At 42.2% G+C, this 18,079-nt stretch carries 23 protein-coding genes; 6 read left to right on the top strand and 17 right to left on the bottom strand.

Annotated features, from left to right (window positions below):
- Nucleotides 1-3: 3 nt before the first annotated feature.
- Genes IEY48_RS01200 through IEY48_RS01175 form a run of 6 tightly spaced genes read right to left on the bottom strand, consistent with a single transcriptional unit; the run spans nucleotide 4 to nucleotide 2,967 of the window.
- Entirely contained in the window at nucleotides 4-363 is a 360-nt protein-coding gene (locus IEY48_RS01200) for a cation:proton antiporter subunit C (RefSeq protein WP_188916495.1), read from the bottom strand.
- Nucleotides 360-1,340, bottom strand: coding sequence for a DUF4040 domain-containing protein (locus IEY48_RS01195; protein ID WP_188916494.1), 981 nt, complete (start codon nucleotides 1,338-1,340; stop codon nucleotides 360-362). The genes IEY48_RS01200 and IEY48_RS01195 overlap by 4 nt, the downstream gene beginning before the upstream one ends.
- Nucleotides 1,337-1,696 (bottom strand): monovalent cation/H(+) antiporter subunit G, encoded by a 360-nt coding sequence (gene mnhG, locus IEY48_RS01190; RefSeq protein WP_188916493.1) that lies wholly within the window; start codon nucleotides 1,694-1,696, stop codon nucleotides 1,337-1,339. Before mnhG ends, IEY48_RS01195 begins: the two co-directional genes overlap by 4 nt.
- Nucleotides 1,689-1,970, bottom strand: a complete 282-nt coding sequence (locus IEY48_RS01185) for an MrpF/PhaF family protein (RefSeq protein WP_229786283.1) — start codon at nucleotides 1,968-1,970, stop codon at nucleotides 1,689-1,691. Before IEY48_RS01185 ends, mnhG begins: the two co-directional genes overlap by 8 nt.
- A 2-nt stretch (nucleotides 1,971-1,972) precedes the next feature.
- Complete coding sequence (locus IEY48_RS01180) at nucleotides 1,973-2,494, bottom strand: Na+/H+ antiporter subunit E (protein WP_229786282.1); 522 nt, start codon at nucleotides 2,492-2,494, stop codon at nucleotides 1,973-1,975.
- Nucleotides 2,491-2,967 (bottom strand): Rap1a/Tai family immunity protein, encoded by a 477-nt coding sequence (locus tag IEY48_RS01175; protein ID WP_188916492.1) that lies wholly within the window; start codon nucleotides 2,965-2,967, stop codon nucleotides 2,491-2,493. Before IEY48_RS01175 ends, IEY48_RS01180 begins: the two co-directional genes overlap by 4 nt.
- A gap of 373 nt (nucleotides 2,968-3,340) precedes the next feature.
- On the opposite strand from IEY48_RS01175, the gene IEY48_RS01170 reads away from it, so the two are divergent.
- Nucleotides 3,341-3,763 carry a hypothetical protein gene (locus IEY48_RS01170; RefSeq protein ID WP_188916491.1) on the top strand — a complete coding sequence of 141 codons (423 nt, stop codon included), beginning with the start codon at nucleotides 3,341-3,343 and terminating at the stop codon, nucleotides 3,761-3,763.
- A gap of 60 nt (nucleotides 3,764-3,823) precedes the next feature.
- Nucleotides 3,824-4,228 carry an NUDIX hydrolase gene (locus IEY48_RS01165; protein ID WP_188916490.1) on the top strand — a complete coding sequence of 135 codons (405 nt, stop codon included), beginning with the start codon at nucleotides 3,824-3,826 and terminating at the stop codon, nucleotides 4,226-4,228.
- On the opposite strand, the gene IEY48_RS01160 is transcribed toward IEY48_RS01165, so the two are convergent.
- Both IEY48_RS01160 and IEY48_RS01155 read right to left on the bottom strand, forming a co-directional pair.
- Nucleotides 4,190-5,212 carry a Gfo/Idh/MocA family protein gene (locus tag IEY48_RS01160; RefSeq protein WP_229786281.1) on the bottom strand — a complete coding sequence of 341 codons (1,023 nt, stop codon included), beginning with the start codon at nucleotides 5,210-5,212 and terminating at the stop codon, nucleotides 4,190-4,192. The genes IEY48_RS01165 and IEY48_RS01160 overlap by 39 nt on opposite strands.
- Nucleotides 5,213-5,215: 3 nt before the next feature.
- A complete protein-coding gene (locus IEY48_RS01155) occupies nucleotides 5,216-5,530 on the bottom strand; it encodes a putative quinol monooxygenase (RefSeq protein WP_160052919.1) in 315 nt (104 codons plus the stop codon).
- 142 nt (nucleotides 5,531-5,672) lie between these two features.
- Here IEY48_RS01155 and IEY48_RS01150 point away from each other — a divergent pair, with 142 nt between their 5' ends.
- Nucleotides 5,673-6,542, top strand: a complete 870-nt coding sequence (locus IEY48_RS01150) for a LysR family transcriptional regulator (RefSeq protein ID WP_188916489.1) — start codon at nucleotides 5,673-5,675, stop codon at nucleotides 6,540-6,542.
- Nucleotides 6,543-6,749: 207 nt separating this feature from the next.
- On the top strand, nucleotides 6,750-8,471 hold the full coding sequence (locus tag IEY48_RS01145) for a diguanylate cyclase (RefSeq protein WP_188916488.1): 1,722 nt from the start codon (nucleotides 6,750-6,752) through the stop codon (nucleotides 8,469-8,471).
- Between the two features lie 115 nt (nucleotides 8,472-8,586).
- Here IEY48_RS01145 and IEY48_RS01140 read toward each other — a convergent pair whose 3' ends face one another.
- The 4 genes from IEY48_RS01140 to IEY48_RS01125 are packed head-to-tail and all read right to left on the bottom strand — an operon-like array spanning nucleotide 8,587 to nucleotide 10,893.
- Entirely contained in the window at nucleotides 8,587-8,997 is a 411-nt protein-coding gene (locus IEY48_RS01140; RefSeq protein WP_188916487.1) for a CBS domain-containing protein, read from the bottom strand.
- On the bottom strand, nucleotides 8,994-9,344 hold the full coding sequence (locus IEY48_RS01135) for a P-II family nitrogen regulator (RefSeq protein ID WP_160052915.1): 351 nt from the start codon (nucleotides 9,342-9,344) through the stop codon (nucleotides 8,994-8,996). The genes IEY48_RS01140 and IEY48_RS01135 overlap by 4 nt, the downstream gene beginning before the upstream one ends.
- A 3-nt stretch (nucleotides 9,345-9,347) precedes the next feature.
- Nucleotides 9,348-10,115, bottom strand: coding sequence for a DUF1538 domain-containing protein (locus IEY48_RS01130; protein WP_283106162.1), 768 nt, complete (start codon nucleotides 10,113-10,115; stop codon nucleotides 9,348-9,350).
- 40 nt (nucleotides 10,116-10,155) lie between these two features.
- Nucleotides 10,156-10,893 carry a DUF1538 domain-containing protein gene (locus tag IEY48_RS01125; RefSeq protein WP_188916485.1) on the bottom strand — a complete coding sequence of 246 codons (738 nt, stop codon included), beginning with the start codon at nucleotides 10,891-10,893 and terminating at the stop codon, nucleotides 10,156-10,158.
- 190 nt (nucleotides 10,894-11,083) lie between these two features.
- On the opposite strand from IEY48_RS01125, the gene IEY48_RS01120 reads away from it, so the two are divergent.
- Nucleotides 11,084-12,190: an energy transducer TonB gene (locus tag IEY48_RS01120; protein WP_188916484.1), complete on the top strand. Its 1,107-nt coding sequence runs from the start codon at nucleotides 11,084-11,086 to the stop codon at nucleotides 12,188-12,190.
- Between the two features lie 23 nt (nucleotides 12,191-12,213).
- On the opposite strand, the gene IEY48_RS01115 is transcribed toward IEY48_RS01120, so the two are convergent.
- From IEY48_RS01115 to IEY48_RS01095, 5 genes are all read right to left on the bottom strand, one after another.
- Nucleotides 12,214-12,558: a hypothetical protein gene (locus IEY48_RS01115; protein ID WP_188916483.1), complete on the bottom strand. Its 345-nt coding sequence runs from the start codon at nucleotides 12,556-12,558 to the stop codon at nucleotides 12,214-12,216.
- 342 nt (nucleotides 12,559-12,900) lie between these two features.
- Complete coding sequence (locus IEY48_RS01110) at nucleotides 12,901-13,287, bottom strand: CBS domain-containing protein (protein WP_229786288.1); 387 nt, start codon at nucleotides 13,285-13,287, stop codon at nucleotides 12,901-12,903.
- A gap of 186 nt (nucleotides 13,288-13,473) precedes the next feature.
- A complete protein-coding gene (gene olsF / locus IEY48_RS01105; RefSeq protein ID WP_188916481.1) occupies nucleotides 13,474-15,213 on the bottom strand; it encodes a bifunctional ornithine lipid synthase OlsF in 1,740 nt (579 codons plus the stop codon).
- A gap of 12 nt (nucleotides 15,214-15,225) precedes the next feature.
- A complete protein-coding gene (locus tag IEY48_RS01100) occupies nucleotides 15,226-16,122 on the bottom strand; it encodes a UDP-2,3-diacylglucosamine diphosphatase (protein WP_188916480.1) in 897 nt (298 codons plus the stop codon).
- A gap of 185 nt (nucleotides 16,123-16,307) precedes the next feature.
- On the bottom strand, nucleotides 16,308-17,339 hold the full coding sequence (locus IEY48_RS01095; protein WP_188916479.1) for a Glu/Leu/Phe/Val dehydrogenase dimerization domain-containing protein: 1,032 nt from the start codon (nucleotides 17,337-17,339) through the stop codon (nucleotides 16,308-16,310).
- A 279-nt stretch (nucleotides 17,340-17,618) separates the two neighbouring features.
- Between IEY48_RS01095 and IEY48_RS01090 the strand changes: the two genes are divergently transcribed.
- On the top strand, nucleotides 17,619-18,059 hold the full coding sequence (locus IEY48_RS01090; protein WP_188916478.1) for a DUF4826 family protein: 441 nt from the start codon (nucleotides 17,619-17,621) through the stop codon (nucleotides 18,057-18,059).
- The last annotated feature ends 20 nt before the right edge of the window (nucleotides 18,060-18,079 follow it).

The following is an 18,079-nucleotide window of genomic DNA, read 5'->3' as shown; positions in this document are numbered from 1 at the left end:
TAGTCAGTCGGCATCCAAAATTTCGGTTTCTTCAATCGTGCCATAACATTCCTTGATACGCACAACCATGGCCAGTCCCAATGCGAGGGTTGATACTCCAACAACGATAGCTGTTAGTATCAGTACCTGTGGTACTGGGTTTGAAAATATTTGATCTTCTACACCGCTTTGTATGATGGGGGCTGTCCCACCTTCTACCTTGTCCATAGTGATATACATAAGAAATACAGCAGATTGAAATATAGATAATCCAATGAGTTTTTTTATCAAATTTGTTTTGCTAATCACGGTATACAGTCCCACCGTTAAAATGATAGCGAATACCCAATAATTGAAGTAGCCCAGCAGTTCTAATAGTTTCATGACAATCTCTCTCGGGCTGCGAACGCATGAAAAATGGCCAGTAGTGCACCACAAACGGCCATGCCAACGCCGGCCTCGATAATTAATATACCCAACTGTTGTCCAAACACAGGATCAGCGGCTAGTACTGAATAATCTAGAAATGTTCCTCCCATCAACATGCAAACCACACCCACGCCGCCATATAGCGATGCACCGCCTATAACCATACCCAACAGCACCCCGCGAGGTATTGCGCGCAACGCTTCGGATTCGCCTTCGAGCAACGCGTAAAGGATTACGCCTGTGGCAATAATTGCACCCGCTTGGAATCCTCCGCCTGGGCCATATTCGCCATGGAATTGTACATAAAGACCAAATAACACGATAAACGGGATCAGCAGTCGGCCGACCACTTGGGGGATAAGATGGTGGCGTAGACCACTACTTTTTCTAATCACTGGCTGATTTTTTCGTGAAGGGCTCACACCAAGAATGAATAAAACCCCGATACAAGCAGCGAAAACAACAAACACCTCGCCCAGCGTATCATAGCCTCGAAAGCTGCCAAGAATTGCGGTGACCACATTGGGAATATCAATATACTCAGGCGTTTTATCTAGATACCAAGGCGCAAGATGTTGATGCACTGGGGCATCAGGGTCGCCGAGCCGTGGTTTGTCGAAAGTGGCGTATATTATTAGCAATGCCAGAACGCCCACAGTAGCTAGAGCGACCCACCGACCTCCAACTCGAGCTTTTTCCCGGTCACCAGTCAGCTCTAATGCACAGAGGAAGATTACCGTTGTCACTCCAGCACCCACCGCAGCTTCTGTTAGTGCTACATCAGCAGCGTCCAAAATAAAAAAGTTGGCCGCCATGAGTAAACTGAAAATAGATGTCAGCATTACCGCGACAAACAGGTCGTCGGTGCGCACTATAGCAATGGCGGTAATGACGAGAAGGGTCAGTAGAAATAGCGCAAAAATTAAGATCATTCTCCAGCTCCTTCTTTGGGTAATTTGTTAGCCTTGGGGGCGTCGCTGGCACTTCCATCGTCTGGCTTGAGACCGGATAATAGCGCGGCATTGGCCAACGCATAGGTAGCTGTTGGGCCAGTCAGCAGCAAAAACAGCATAATAGCAAACAGTTTAATTGCGGCTAGAGACAAACCGGCTTGTAGGATCATACCAACAAAAATTAAGATAGTTGCCATGGTATCAGTAAGGCTAGCGGCATGAATTCTAGTGTAAAAGTTTGGCAGACGCAGGCCGCCTATACCGCCGATTAACACGCAGGCCCCCCCAAGAACGAGTAAAATCCAACTCAGAATATCTAATGCAAAATCAATCATTTTCTGCCTCGGGATCAGATTTTCTTCGGGAACGATTTTGGAAAAAATTTAATACTGCAAGAATCCCGACCATATTGATCAGGGCATAAGCCAACGCAAGATCAAGGAAATCAGGCCGACCGTAAAGAAATGCAATGACGGACAGTAACAATACGGTCTTGGTACCAAACACATTGACTGCCAGTACGCGATCGTAAACGCTTGGTCCTTTAAGTGCTCTCACTAGGGCCAATACCATGGTCACCAAAATGGCTAAAGAGACAACAATATACATAACTAACGGGGCTCCAGTGCTGCGACTCGTCGATTTGCTTCGCCTTTTTGTAATTCTTTTGCACTTTCACTGGTCAGGCAATGAATCAATACTTTCCCCTTGTATAAATCTAACGTGACGGTTCCCGGAGACAGGGTAATGGAGTTGCCAAGAATGACTTGGCCCATGTCCGTTTTGGCTTCCGCTTCAAGCACAACTACGGTGGGGCTTATAGGCATTGAGGGCTTCAGGATTAGCTTGGCTACGTCCAGACTCGAAATAATAATCTCTCGAAGTAGCCACAACCAATAGCCAGGCAGGCGAGGCATCAGTCTAAGTAAATTGGTATTATTCCTGAAAAAGCCCATACGATTTGCTAAGTAAATGCTGAGCAAGCAGGACAAAACACCAAAACTCATGACGAGTGGTTTATAGAGTCCTGACCAGAGAAGCCAAGATATTGCTAAAATAAGCAGAAGTAGCAAAACAGACGAGAGTCTTGTTTCGCCGCGTTGAAACGTATGCCGGGCTAGAGTTAATCTCATAGTTTGCAGGGGTAGTTTTTCAGTAATGATTGATAGACGACTTCCATCGCCGGTTCATTTTCTTTGCTGCTATCTGTTTGGGTTATTAGATCGGCGACGATGACGTTAGCTACATCGCGCAATAACAGCGGATCTCCAAGGCAAAAACCGGCTAAGCCAGCGGCTCTGGAGCGGTCTAAACGGTTTGGCATACGAGTGCGAATCGCGCGTTCCGAGAAGGTCTCTTTACTTTCGAGGGCACTTTCCGCATTTAGCATGACTCTTGCATCGGTCGCTATTGCACCATCTATAAAGCCTTGAATATAGCGGACACAATACTGACCATCTGCGCTTTCTGGTTCAGAATGAAACAGTGCACAGTGCGATGATAGTTCTTGAGCCGTCAGAACTTCTATTGCTTTAGCAGGCGGTACTGACAATAGTTGAACGGCCAAGAAAGCGAAAACCATTAAGGGGAAACTACTTTTTGACATATAAATCCTTTTTGTCTAATGACTTAACTCTATACAATTAATCATAGTGCTAAAAGTCTATTTTAGTTTTTTTTTTCACCAATAAAAAAATTGATGATGTATTTTGAGAAAAAACATTAGATGAGAGAAAGTACACTCGGGAGTCATGGTAAGTTCAATTAGGCCATATCTTAAACCAACACCGATATTTTCACTGCGTAGTTCTAAATGGTCACTGAACAATGGGAGGTAACAAACAAGCTACCATCAAGGTTCGTTATGCAAACCATTTAAAATTCATCGCGAATAAGCGACTAATGTTGAACTCGTTTTCGCTTAGCTACACTAACTATTACATACTCCAAAGCGGAGCCAGTACCAAAAAGGATTTTGAATGCAAAGGAATAGTTTACTCGTTATCGCAGGTTGCTTAAGTCTCTTTGCTGCCTTACTACACATCAGCTGTATATTTGGCGGCCCAGATTGGTATCTCTTTTTTGGTGCAGGTGAAAGCATGGCTCAAATGGCTGCTGACGGTGAGACTTATCCCACCATTGTGACATTAGTTATCGCTACAGTGCTTTGTGTTTGGGGGCTTTACGCATTTTCGGGCGCGGGTTTAATAGTTAAGCTACCGCTTCTAAAAACATGTTTAGTGTTAATCACTGCTGTATATCTCATTCGTGGTGTGGCGGGGTTAATTGTGCCTTTTTTCACGTCAGCCTCCGAGATCCATCAAAACTCTATGACTTTTTGGTTAGTGAGCTCAACCGTTTGTTGTATTTATGGTATTTACTATTTACTTGGAACAAGGTAGTTATGGCGGTAGTTTTCTAACAACAATTAACAAGGTTCTATTTATAATAGGAAAACCATCATGGCGTTTAACGATTTATTTAGACTCAGCTCCCATGCCGTAATCACTAATGACGATGGTCAAGTGCTGTTATTAAAAGCCAATTATGGTGACAAGCATTGGGGCTTACCGGGTGGCGGGCTTGATCCTAATGAAACCATTCATCTGGCATTGCTGCGAGAGTGCCAAGAAGAGTTAGGTTGTGAGGTAACAGTTAATTATCTATCTGGGGTGTATTTTCACTCTGCTTATCAATCGCAAGCGTTTATTTTTCGTTGTGAATTACCAGAGTCAACTCAAATAATGTTAAGTAATGAGCACAGTGAGTATGCATTTTTCGATGTTGCTGACTTATCTTTAGTGCAGCAACAACGAATTAACGATTGCCTAGCGTTTAACGGTCAGGTTTTCAGCGCTGCTTTTTAAAGCCGCTTGATGCCAAGTGGTTAACATGCTCATGATATCGTGTGAGTCTTGCAGTTGTGCTAATGGCCTTGCCACTGTGTATTGCTTACTGTCTAGCGCCGCTAGAACAGCTTCTACCTGGTAGTAAAAACCATTGCCTTTGGCTTCAACGTTAACAATGTCAGCATCTTGCTCATATAACCTTACTGAAAAATGATTGCCTTGGGCTTCTGGTAACCAGGGATTTGAGGTGAACTCAATACTTCCTAAGCTGCCTAAAATGGTAAATCCTGCGTGTAAGCCATAATCTTCAGCTGTGTGTAAATGACATTGCACGCCGTTAGCATAAGTCACAATAGCCGTAGATTCACAAATATTACCATCTTGCCCGCGACGGCCTGTTGCTTGCAGTTGATATTGTTGGCTGACGCTATTACCAAATTGTTGCTGCATGACTAATTGCATTAATGATGCAGGGTAACAACCAAGGTTAAACAATGCGCCAAGACTGGCCGGATTAACAAATTGGCTGATAGCCGCGCAATATTGGCCTCGAATACTTTTTACGTCACCAATGACGCCAGATGCTAGCGTTTGACTTAACTGCTGCATAAAAGGATGCGCAAGATACATTAGCCCTTCTAAAAAGAACACTTGGTTTTGTTTAACCGCATCAAGGCTGGTGATGGTTGATGGCATATCGACCGACAGGGACTTCTCACATAAAATAGCTTTACCCGCATTGGCCGCTTTAATCACATACTCGTGGTGCAAATGATTCGGCAGGGCAATATAAATCACATCTACCAACGGATCGTTAATTAATGCATCGAAATCAGTAAATTGATGTGCGATGTTATATTGCGTTGCAAACTCAGCTAACGTTGTGGTGTTACGGCCTGCAACAGCATATATCTGACTTTGGCCTTGGGCTTTTATCGCATCTGCCATTACACCAGAAATGAAGCTGGTGCCTAAAATACCCCAATTAATTATTTTACTCATTGGTTACTCCTCGGTGGCTAGGCGTTGATAGTCAAAGGCTTGTTTGAGTTCGGTGAGCCCAGCTTTAATAAAGGCTTGAGTGTGAGGCGCAGCAAAGTGGGCATCAAAGGCGGCTTGATCATCATAACGCTCCCAAAATACAAATTGCTTAGGGTGAGTTTTATGTTGAGTTGCCATAGCAAGTGAGCAGCCGGGTTCGCTATTCATGTCGGCGCAAAATTGACGGATTGCAGCAAGGCCCTGGGCTAACGGTACGTCATCTTTAATGTGAATTTCAGCGGTAATAAATATGCCTGCTTGATCTAATTTGTAATCCATAACAACTCCTCAATAGTGATGGTGCATCGTAAACCAGTTTCCATGACAGCAACATCACCATGTGGTGTTTACAGAAAACACTATAGGTTTATAATCTTTGGTATTAATTTTTATTCGTTGGTATAAATGATTGAGGGGCACTTTGGATAAATTAACCGCAATGCAAGTGTTTAGCTGCGTAGCTGAGCAAGGGAATTATGCTGCGGCGGCGCATCAGTTTAATATTAGCCGCACTATGGTAGGCAAGCACATCAATCAGTTAGAAGGCTATTTAGGCGTTAAGCTAATCAACCGCACCACACGTCAGCAAGCATTAAGTGAGTCTGGTCAATTATATTATCAAGAATGTAAAACCATTTTGGCAGCCATTACTGCTGCTGAAAATACCTTACAAAGCATGACGGGCACGATAAGCGGCAGCATTAAGATTAATGCTCCGGTGAGTTTTGGTAATACGTTACTGGCACCGATTGTTAATCGTTTTTTATTAGCGTATCCGCTAGCCGATGTTGATTTACGTTTAGACAATAATCTTGTCGACCCGATGTTAGACAGTGTGGATATTGTGGTGCGCATTGGTGAGCTTGGCGACTCAGCGTTAATTGGTCGGCATATTATGGATTATCACATGCAATTTTGTGCATCACCGCAATATTTAGCGCAGAACCCTGAGATCATATCGAACGCAGATCTGAGTGACCATCATTGTCTTGGGTTTAGTTACTCAAGCAATGGTTCGTTGTCAGTTGCGCATCAACAAGTTTTTGGCAAGCGTCAATATAGGCTGTCGTCAAACAGTGGCGTGGTGCTGACTCAAGCCGCTATCGATGGGTTAGGCGTCGTGTTACAACCCAGTATTGTCGTTAAAGAGGCCATAGACACTGGTCTCTTGGTTAATATCGCGAGTTTAACCCCACCAGAATCCATGCCGATTCATTTATTGTATAAAGACAAAAATTTACCACTCAAAACTCGAACGCTTATTGATTTTATTGTCGCTGAATTAACCTAGTCCAAGATTATAGTTTTCTATTATTTATGCCATTTATTATGCATTTAGTGAGAATAAGCACCCTGAGGGGGGCTAGTTTAATTTGAATATCATTTCATGAAGTCATCGATCATATTTGTGCGCTCAGAATGGTTAGACAAAAATAAAATCAGGGACTAATCTAATATTAAACAAATTGCTAGAGAGTTCCCTATTAGACTTATATTGGTGCTACTATTTTTTTTCAGCTTTTACGTTACCAGTAAACCTATTGAATTAACCAATGCTGTTGATGAGTTATTCATTAATAAGCAATTGGCTATTTTACAGGTTACCAGTGACGATGTGTCGTTTGACGATGCACTCAATCGTTATCGACAAGGTGAATTTTCCCCTAACCATGAGGGTAAAGTGAGTTTTGGTTTTACTCGTGATGTCATCTGGACTTCTGTGCTCATTAACAATGCATCTAGCATAGCCATAAACAAAGTTTTTTACCTTGATTCATCTTGGTTAGATAAGGCTGATTTTTATTTTGTTCGGCAACACAAGTTAGTTGCTAATCTCTTCACTGGTGACACACTTCCTTTTAACTTACGTCGCTCACAAACCCGTATGATTTCAGAAGAATATGTGTTTGAGCCTGGCTTAACTCAAGTGCTGATTCGGTTTGAATCTAAAGATCCTTTATTAATTCCGCTGTATTTAGCAACGGCACAAACCATTCAAAACAATGTAGAGCTAAGTCACTATTTTTATGGCTTTTTATACGGTGCGTTTTTCATGTTGTTGGTGTACAACATTGTGCTTGCCGTGAGTTTAAAAGACAGTCGGTATATTTATTATTCATTGTATTTACTGTCTTTTTTGAGCTTAAATGTGGCTTATACAGGCCATGGTTTTAAAGTTCTCTGGCCAGAGAACCTGTTTGTTCAACGTTGGGCCATGATCGTTTTTCTTTACAGTTACATTATTTTTGGCATTGCTTTTTGCTTTGAATTTCTAAAGCTAAAAACCTATTTGCCTCGCGTATATCGTTTTAGTCAGCTCATTTATGCTGCGCTAGTACTACTTATGCTGGCAGTGTTTATTAATGCCGATCAACTGTTAGCAGTGAATATTGGCGTGGGATTAACTTCGTGTTTAGTGGTGATTTTTATCAGCCTTGGGTTGCTGGCATTAAAAAATGGTCATGCAATGGTTAAATTTTTTATTCCAGCGGTGTTTATTGGAGCTGGCGGCGCGGCTTTTTCGGCCGCCACAACCTGGGGGGTAATCCCGTACAATACACTCTTATTTCATGGTATTGAGATTGGTATGTTGATTGAAATGTCGATTTTAGCCTTAGCGTTAGCGTTCAATTTAAAAGAGGTTGATAAAGCGCGTATAACCGCAGAAGTGATTGCTCAGTACGATCACTTAACAGGCTTATATAATCGACGTGCTTTTACTGTTAATGCCGCGCCGTTGTGGGAGCTGGGTGTTAGAGAGCAAACGCCATTGAGTATGATCCTGCTAGATATTGATTGGTTTAAAGCCATTAATGATAAATACGGCCATGCAGTGGGAGATTCGGCTCTAAAAGCGATAGCCAAAACATTGCAACAACATATAAGAAAAAGTGATGTACTTGCTCGATGGGGCGGAGAAGAATTTATTATATTTTTGCCTAACACTTCGCAACAAGCAGCGATTCAATTGGCCAATACTATTCGTGAAAAGATAGCGTCCGTAACGGTATTTCACGACGGGGAGGGGTTATCTGTTACAGCCAGTTTTGGGGTGGCAGAGTATCACAGCCAGATGAATAAATTAGAAGAACTGATTAAGCTGGCAGATAAGGCGCTATATCAGGCCAAAAATAGTGGCCGTAATGTGGTGTGTGATTTTCCATCTCCGATTACGCAACCATCACAACCTCAAGAGATAGCTCAGCAGGATGCTGTTTAGCCACACTCCTGTTTAACCACTCTCGCTTAACCTTGTGTAAAGATTTAATACGGGCATTAGTTCAAATTAATGCCCGTATTATTGTCTTCAACTTGATAGCAAATTTTACAATTCATCATAATGAGGGCGTGTTAATCATTCCCTTTAAGACAATGTCATCATAAGCGACAAACCCTAAAATTTTGCCAGCTTCAATCACCGGAGCTTTATTAATATTGAATCGTTCAAATAGGCGGGCGGTATAGCGTACATCCATATCGGCTGGTACAGAAAATACCGGCTTTATCATAATCTCATAAATATTGGTGCGCTCTGGCGACTTGTCTTTTGCCAGCACTTTACGGGCGATATCACTCATTAATACCATGCCGTATTCGTCATGTTCGTTGCGTTTATCGACCACCAAAATACTGACATTTTTGGTCACGGCAACTTGAATAGCCTCCGCAACTGTATGCATACCGTCCACCATGGCGTAACGGTTATTCATCACATCGCGATTACGGGTAGGGGCTGACTTTGTCATATTTGGTCCTCAATGTCTTTACTCAACTTTTCAACCTGATGAGCCACACCTACGGCATCTTCAACATCAATTTGAATCGCAATCCCTTTACCTGAGTTGGTATCAAATTCACCCACTTTGGCAATGGTTTCTAAAATACAGCGACACATATGTTCTTCAACCAACCATAAAATCACATCGCGCTGTACATCTAAGGTAAGGCCCATAAAGGTTTTCTTTTTTTCTAAGCCTTCACCTCGTGCATGGTTTATTACCGTAGCGCCAGTGGCCCCAGCAAGACGCGCGGCATCGAGCACTTCGTCGGTACAGTCTTCGTCAACAAAGGCGACGATTAATTTAAAGCGCATAGATTACTCCTTAATCGCTTTACGTTTGGATAAATAGTCAACGATTTGGGCATAACCCATTACGGTGATCATCGGAAATAAACTGGCAAAGGTGATTAAGCCAAAGCCGTCAATGAGTGGATTTCGGCCTTCAACGTTGGTGGCAAGCCCAAGGCCCAATGCCGCAACCAAAGGTACGGTTACGGTTGATGTGGTCACGCCACCTGAGTCATATGCCAGAGGTACAATCATTTTAGGCGCATAAAAGGTTTGGATAACCACGATGACGTAACCTGCCATAATGTAGTAATGGATGGGATCGCCAACCACAATACGAAAGCAGCCTAAGGTAATCCCAATAGCCACACCCAATGCGACCGAAATGCGTAAACCTTGAATACCAATGGTACCAGCAGATACTTGATTTGCTTTAATCGCTACCGCAATCAGTGACGGCTCGGCAATGGTGGTACTAAAACCAATCGCGGCGGCAAACACATATACCCAAAAATAATCCTGCCAAATAAATGGTGCTTTGCTGCCATCGGGGTGTAAAAACTCGCTGGTGGTTAATTGGTTTGCCATGCTTTCGCCAATAGGAAACAGTGCGAGTTGTAAACCGACTAAGAAAAAGGTTAACCCTATAATCACGTAGACAAAACCCAGTAACACTTTGCGCCATTGGGTGACAGGGCGTTTGAGTACGCCAAGTTGAAAGCCAAACAAAATCACTGCAATGGGGATAACATCACGAGCGGTCAGTAATAAAGTGCCGATCAGTTCATTAAACAAGTGCACTCCTCGTAGTGTGTCGTTGTGCTACTGCGCTTAATCAATTTAAAAACACCATGCCGTAAATCAATACAAAAATCATTGGGCTAAGGCTGGCAAAAGCAATGAGGCCAAAGCCATCTAACATTGGGTTTCGGCCTTTAATCACACTGGCAAGGCCGACTCCTAATGCTGTTACCAAAGGCACGGTAATGGTTGATGTAGTGACGCCACCTGAATCGTAGGCAATACCAATAATATTGGCAGGGGCAAAGCTGGTAAGGATCATCACAACTACATAACCACCAATGATGATGTAATGAATAGGCCAACCCTTAAGAATACGGATCACGCCAAGTAAAATGGCTAAACCTACCGAAATTGCAACCGTGATACGCAGTCCCATAGCATAAGAATTCATGGCCAGCTTATTAGCCTCAATCGCACCCGTATTAGCGGCGACTTGAGCCGCTTCATTGGCTACGGCTGTTAGCGCAGGTTCAGCTAATGTGGTGCCAAATCCTAATGAGAACGAGAATATCACTAACCAAAATACACTGCCTTTTCGTGCTAATGCTTCTGCTAATGACTCACCAATGGGAAACAAGCCCATTTCTAAACCAAATACAAAAAATGTCAGTCCTAGTACAATAAACACCAAGCCGATTAATATTGACCCAAGCTCAGCTGGCGCTTGATGTAGGACAAATATTTCGAAAAAACTGACAACCAAGATAATCGGAATAAGATCTTTAAAACTCGAGAGCATGGCATGGAGCAATTTAACAATGGCTGACATTGGCTCTCCTGCGTAATAAGTATTTAACTAATTATAAATACTCAGATTTATAAAAGCTTAGTTTGAGTTTGACGCATACTCGACATATGGCAACAAATTGATTACATTAATGTTCAGTTACGAGACTTGAGTCATAAAATTGCTCAGACAATGCTTGAACAAAGGAATAATACAAAAGGAATTAATACCAATGAATAAACTGTTGCGTTTATCGATTATCAGTATTTTTGTTAGCCAAATAGCTTATGCTGCACCAACAGAAACAGCGGGGTTCTCGCAAGCTTACCAACAATATAACAATGCTGTTGAGGCTAATAACCAAGCCGATATCATCACCTATGCCCAACAAGCTTACGAACTTGGCGAAGTTAAATTCGGCGCAGACAGCATTGATAGTGCCAAATTAGCGATGAATTGGGCTAATGCCATTGTTGCGCAGTCAAAGCAGAACAATAATGGCCGGGTGATTCAAGATGAACAGGTGATAAAAGCGCAACAATTATTTGAGTCAGCTTTAGCCGTGTACCGTCAAAAATTGCCTGAAAATGATATTGCCTTAATTGATCCACTTGTAGGCTTAGCAGAAACCACCGCAGATGATGCTTATGCCAAAAAAGTGTTATTTGAGGCGATTGATATTGCCCAAGAGGCGGATAATGAACTCACTGTAGCTGAAGTGAAAACTATGGCGTTTTATCGTCTAAAGAGTACGGAGTTTTATACTCGCACGGTGAGAAATTTCGCTTTTGACGCTTATGATATTTATGTCAAAAAGCTACCAGAAAACGCAATAAAACGTGTTAATGCGACTTATCTTTATGGGGCATTAAATGAGGCTATGGGTAAGCACACTAAAGCGACGGATGCTTTAGTTGAAGTGATAAAACAATATCAAGCATTGCCTTATAGCCACCCACATGAGCTGCGTGCTCATGCCTTGCTCGTTGATATTTATCAAAAACGAGGCCAGGATGATCAAGCCACTGAGCATTGTATTGCCATTGGTAAAATGACGCCGTGGAATGAGCAACAAGAGCAAACGCCTTTATTTAGAACACCACCAGATTACCCTATGTCTTATGCAAAACGGGGTAAAAGTGGTTGGGTCAAATTACAATTTACTGTTGATGAGCAAGGTTTTGTACAATCACCACAAGTGCTTGACTCTAAAGGAGGCAGTCAGTTTGAGAAAGAGTCAATTGAGGCGCTGACCCAGTGGCGTTACGCGCCTAAATTTGTTGATGGTAAGCCAACCAAGGGCACTTCAACTGTGCGTTTAGACTTTACCCTAGGTTAATAAAGAGGTTAATGAGTCGTGAATTAGCTTAATAAATACATACTCAACATTCCTACGCACACAATCACAAAGCCAGATTCAATCATGAACTGGCTTTTTTGTAGCTGTTTTTTACCTTGCTTCAAAATGGTCACCAGTTGGTTTTGTTTGTATATTCTGCACGATATTAACGAGGTTTGTGGATCGGTTATGAGTTGAAAACGGCACTTTTTACCGTTATCGAGCAACACATCATGCATGCTCTGTAAGCCAAAGTTAAATTTACGCGACACGACCTTACCATTAATAAAGACGCGCTCTAAACCACACCAATTGCTTGCTTGTAACTCAATGTTGTCTTGATTGAGAAGGTAAGAAAATTTAATCATAATGTTCATCCTTTCATATGATAACTGCACAATTTACCGATACAAACGCTGTAAGCTTAAGCTCATTCCAGTTGGTTTTTATTTCCTTATTAACATTAATAAAAGCAGAGCTATGTGACATTTTCCAGCACACAAATATGAACAATTTAAGAATTTAACCTATGTCATTGCTGGCTATGGAAATATTTATTTTTATATTTTTAGTTGCAAAATAAGGGGGATTGGATAGGGAAGTTATGGGTCGGGAAGTTATGGCTAAGGTGTTTGGCAAGCAGCACACTCATTGGTCTAGCATCATACTTGTGCTGGATAAGTGTGTAATCTTAATCAGTTTGGCTTGAGTTAAGCGTTGTAATAGGCCTTGAGTAAATCTTTCCAAGTAATAATACCGACAATATTGTTATTTTCTAATACCGGAAGGCAGCCAATGTTATTGTCTAAAATTAGTTGAGTCGCGAGGTTGATGTCACAATGGGGGGCAATCGTTAAAGGGTTGTGACTCATTACTTGATGAACCCGCTTTTGTAAGGTTTCAGTATCACGAATGAGTTCTGCTGCGGTGCCAATATTGGGGCTTAACGCACTTAAAAAGTCGCGGTGCGATAAAATACCTGTCAAGTGACTGTCTTCATCGATAACCAGTAAGTGGTGAAAGCTGACATTATCGAAAATTTCTTTTGCTAATGACAAGCGATCATCCATTTCGATAGTCACAACGCGAGTGATCATGATATCGGCCACGCTGATATGACGATGTGATACTGCAGTTGTGTCACTTGTTGTCTGATCTGTTGTCTCTGTCGATATTGTCATAGGTGATTCTCCACTCATTTATCTTTTTATATCAGATAAATAATAGCGTAACAATCATTTAACGATTTATAACCGCATCGAAACAATCCATTGGATTCATGTTCAAGAGGCAATTTGGCCTTGTGGTAAATGGCCTGCGAGGTATTTTTGATATTTAATGGGTTTAAGTTGGTGAACATCTACCAAGACTAAACCATCAATGCAATCACCAAATTCAGGGTCGATACCAAAGTCTAAAAATTTTACGCCTTGGTTGTCGCACAATTCACCATATTGTTTAAATAACGTCGGTACAGATACAGCCATATTTGCTAATGTCCGTTTAAGTATTTTAAAGTTCTCGGCGTAGTCGCTGCCGTTAAACAAGAGTTGTAATTGGGCTATTTTTTCAGGCGTAAATTGATATGAATTAAATGAGCTAGCTAATACTTTATCTGTTGCAAAGTGATGCTGGTAGAAAAACACTATCATTTCTTTTGCCTGTAACGGCAGGCTATCGCTTAACGATACTGGGCCAAATAAATAGCGATATTGAGGATGCTTAACTAAAAACGCACCAATGCCTTGCCAAAGGTATTCTAAACTGCGTCGGCCCCAATATTTGGGCTGTACAAAGCTGCGGCCAAGTTCTAATCCTTGATCGAAATAAGGGGTAAAGGCGTCTTTGTAATCAAATAACGACTGGCTGTAGAGTGAATTTTCGCCAACGTTTTCATGTAACACCTTAGCGCTGACAAAACGGTATGCTCCGACGATTTCTAAGTCATCTTTGTCCCATAACACTAAGTGTAAGTAGTGGTTGTCGTATTTATCGGTGTCACGGCGCTTACCTGTGCCTTCGCCCACAGCACGAAAAGCAATTTCTCGTAATCGACCGATTTCACGCATGATGGCGCTACTGTGTTGATGCTTGTACAGATAGATTTGTTTGTTGTCTTGGGTTTGCCCGAGTAATTCGCATTGTGTTAACGCACTTTGCAGTTCACTGCGTTTCTCCGGGTGAGCAATTGCATTTTGGGTCGTAAATAACGGGCTCCGATTTTTGCCTATTCGGTATAAATGGTTTTTAAGCAGTTTTACTTTTGTTTTTAAGGGAAACTCCTGGGTGTTAACCACTTCTTTGGCGATCAACTGCCCAATACGAATTGGCATGACTTGGTTGACTTGCTTAAACATTTCTTTGACTAATAATAACGTTGCTAACGGTTTATAGAGCATTGAAGCGCCATAAAACGTGGCTGAGTTTTTTGCGTCTACGAAAATAGGTAATAGGGGCGCATTACAGGCACGAGCCATTTTTAAAAAGCCACTGTGCCAATGTAAATCGGTGACACCTGAGGGACGTAAACGTGACACTTCGCCCGACGGGAATATCAGTACAGCTCCTTCACTTTTTAAATGCCGATGTATTTCATCTAGATGTTGCTTGGGTGTGCCGCCGGTCATATTACGCACAGGTAATAGGATGGAATGCAACGGTTTAATGGCCATTAATAATTCATTGGCGACTACTTTGATGTCTGGGCGAACCTGGCTGATAAGCTTTATAAGGGCGAGGGCATCGAGTGAACCTATTGGGTGATTAGCGTATATCACCACGCGGCCTTCGTGTGGGATATTTTCAACTTCGTTATTGGGCACACTGTAAGTAAAGTTTAAACAGGCTAAGATTTGTTCGACAAAATCCACGCCAGATAAATGCGCATATTCATTGGCAATGTCGTTACATTGTTTCTCGTGGAGTAAATAACGCAACATGGCTTTAGTGGGCGTTGCTAACCACGGCCTGTTGTGCACATTTGGTAGATTTTGCTCCACGACATTATCGACTGTAAATATCATAATCTTATCCTTTTATGCAACGTGCTGTTTTTGATGTGTGGTTTTGTTGTCATCTTGACGAGCAAATTGAATATTACTGACGGTTTCAGCTTGTAGAGTTTGCTCGTTCCATTTAAGCAGCTGCACATCGCCTTCCAGGGTTTCTGCAATCAAGGTGCAGTTTTCAACCCAATCCCCGTCGTTGGCGTAAATCAGTGGTTGTTGATTCATGCTGTGCTCTGAAAGTTCAGGCTGGTGAATATGGCCGCACACCACCATGTCGACCTGTTTTTTCGCGGCGTAACGCAATACAGCATCACGATATTGATTAATGGCTTGTTGGGCTTTATTGACTCTAAGTTTGATGTAACTGGCCAACGACCAATAGGGATAGCCCATGGTGCTTCTTATTGCATGCAATTGTCGGTTTAGCCACAGCAACACATCGTATAAATGATCGCCTAATTTGGCATAAACACGACTAACACACACTTGCGAGTCAAATTGATCGCCATGAAGCATTAAAAAGCGTTTGCCCGTAATGGACTCATGAATATGTTGTTTTGCTAAGGTGACACCTCTAAAGTGACTGTCAGCATAGGCTTTAAATGCTTCGTCATGGTTACCCGGAATAAACACGACCTGAGTGCCGTTACTGGCAAGCTCTAGGATTTTTTTGATGACTTTTTTATGACTGTCTGGCCAGTAGACTCTTTTTTTAAGTGCCCATACATCGACAATATCACCCACAAGGTACAGATAATCACTTTGGCTGTGGTTTAAAAAATGCAGTAAAAATTCGGCTTTACAGTCAATGCTGCCAAGGTGAACGTCTGATATCCACATAGCATGAAAATGCTGGATTTTTGCTTTGTGGGTTAAGTGGGATAAAGATTGGCGTTGCTGATTACTTTTACTGTGTGAAATCATCTGTCGTTCACCCTAATACACAGATTATGTCAGTGTTGATTCAGGGTAAGGCTGTTATTTGACGCTAAGGTGAACGATTTATTGCAACTTGATTAAAGTGTTAGCCAATAAAAAAAGGAAATGCATAGGCATTTCCTTATTTAGCAATGTATCGATGGGGCCAGTCTGGCACACAGCCGTGGCGATTATTGTGCCGCATCAATAATGGCTTTAGCCATTTCGTCTGCAACCGAACCCGTGGTGCGATTCTCTGCATCTGCACGGCTAAAAATAGTTAATAGCGTATGATAGATTTGCTCAACTTTGGCCTTAGATGCTGCAGCGTCATAGTTTTTCTCAAATGACACGTTAATAATCCCGCCCGCGTTAATCACATAATCTGGCGCGTACAAAATGCCCATTTGCTTGAGTTTTTCGCCGTGGCGCACCTCTGCTAACTGGTTATTGGCACAACCGGCAACGATAGTGGCTTTTAATAGTGGCAGGGTGACGTCATTAATTGTGGCGCCTAAGGCACAAGGTGCATATACATCGACATCTTGAGTATAGATGTCTTGTGGGGCAACTACTGTGGCACCAAATTCGGCGGCCACACGGTCAAGTGATGATTGGTGAATGTCAGTTACAATCAGCTCTGCACCTTCTTCGTGTAAATGCTTACACAGGTAATAACCTACGTGCCCAACGCCCTGTACCGAGACTTTAATTCCTTTTAGGCTGTCTACACCACGCTGATGTTTAACAGCCGCTTTAATGCCTAAATAAGTGCCTAACGCGGTTAATGGCGATGGGTCGCCTGATTTGCCTTCCATGCCGGCAACAAATTCAGTTTCGCGGCTGGCAATCATGATGTCAGATGTTGATACGCCAACATCTTCTGCTGAATAGTATTTACCACCTAAGCTATTCACAAAGCGGCCAAAGGCTAAAAATAATGCTTCGCGGTCAGTGGTTTTAGGATCGGCGATGATCACGGCTTTACCGCCACCCATGCTTAGGCCTGCTAGTGCATTTTTATAGGTCATACCACGCGAGAGACGCAATACATCCGTTAACGCTTCATCATCCGATTGATAGTTCCACATACGGCAACCGCCAACGGCTGGACCAAGGTTAGTGTTGTGGACTGCGATAATGGCTTTTAAGCCACTTTGCTTGTCATGACAAAATACCACTTGTTCGTGTTCATCGAACGAAACATGATTAAATACTGTCACGTGTAATCTCCGCTTGCTGTGTGTAAAAGTAAAGTAACGTACCTAGGGAATAGAATCTATTAGGTACAAACGACTGCTTGTTAAATTTATTGCAGCACGATAGCATTTAGCGCTACTCTCAACAAAGCATGATTTAGTTATTTTTGTGATTGATGTGGAAATTTAGCTTGCCACTTTACGTAAACGTAAAGTAACTTATGTTGCATCATTGTTTTTGAGATTGAATTTTAGGTTAATTATTGTTCTAACCTGAAAAATAACAATAAGATAGGAAGTATTATGACTGAAGAAGTTGCAGAGAATGTCACTGAGCCAACAGTAGACCAAGAAGCCTTAAGACAAGAGTGGGTGCGTACTCAGTTTCAAAAAGCCAATCGCTTTTTGGCTGAAAAAGGCGTGATCCCAAGTAACGTACTGGCCAGTGAAAGTCGCTATCTAGCGCCTTATTTAGCCATTTGGAAAATGGAATCTAAGCAGCCTAAAAAACAAACCTTTTGGGTGATGTCGGGTGACTTACCATCTGATTATGTTGACGTTAAAGTGGCGGCTACAGCACGAGATGCCATTCGTCATTTTTCAATGATGTGGCAGCTTAAAGCTGAAAACCTACATCAATCAGGCGCTACCAGAGATGAGACTCAACGAAAATTTGCCCAATTATTAGTGTCACGTGCAGAAAGCCTGCACAGAATGCATCAAGATGAAAAACTTTGGGGTTAATACCTCAACAGCGCAAATAA

Source organism: Shewanella saliphila, from assembly GCF_014648295.1.
GTDB classification, from domain to species: Bacteria; Pseudomonadota; Gammaproteobacteria; order Enterobacterales; family Shewanellaceae; genus Shewanella; species Shewanella saliphila.
This window is presented reverse-complemented; position numbering and strand designations above follow the sequence as displayed.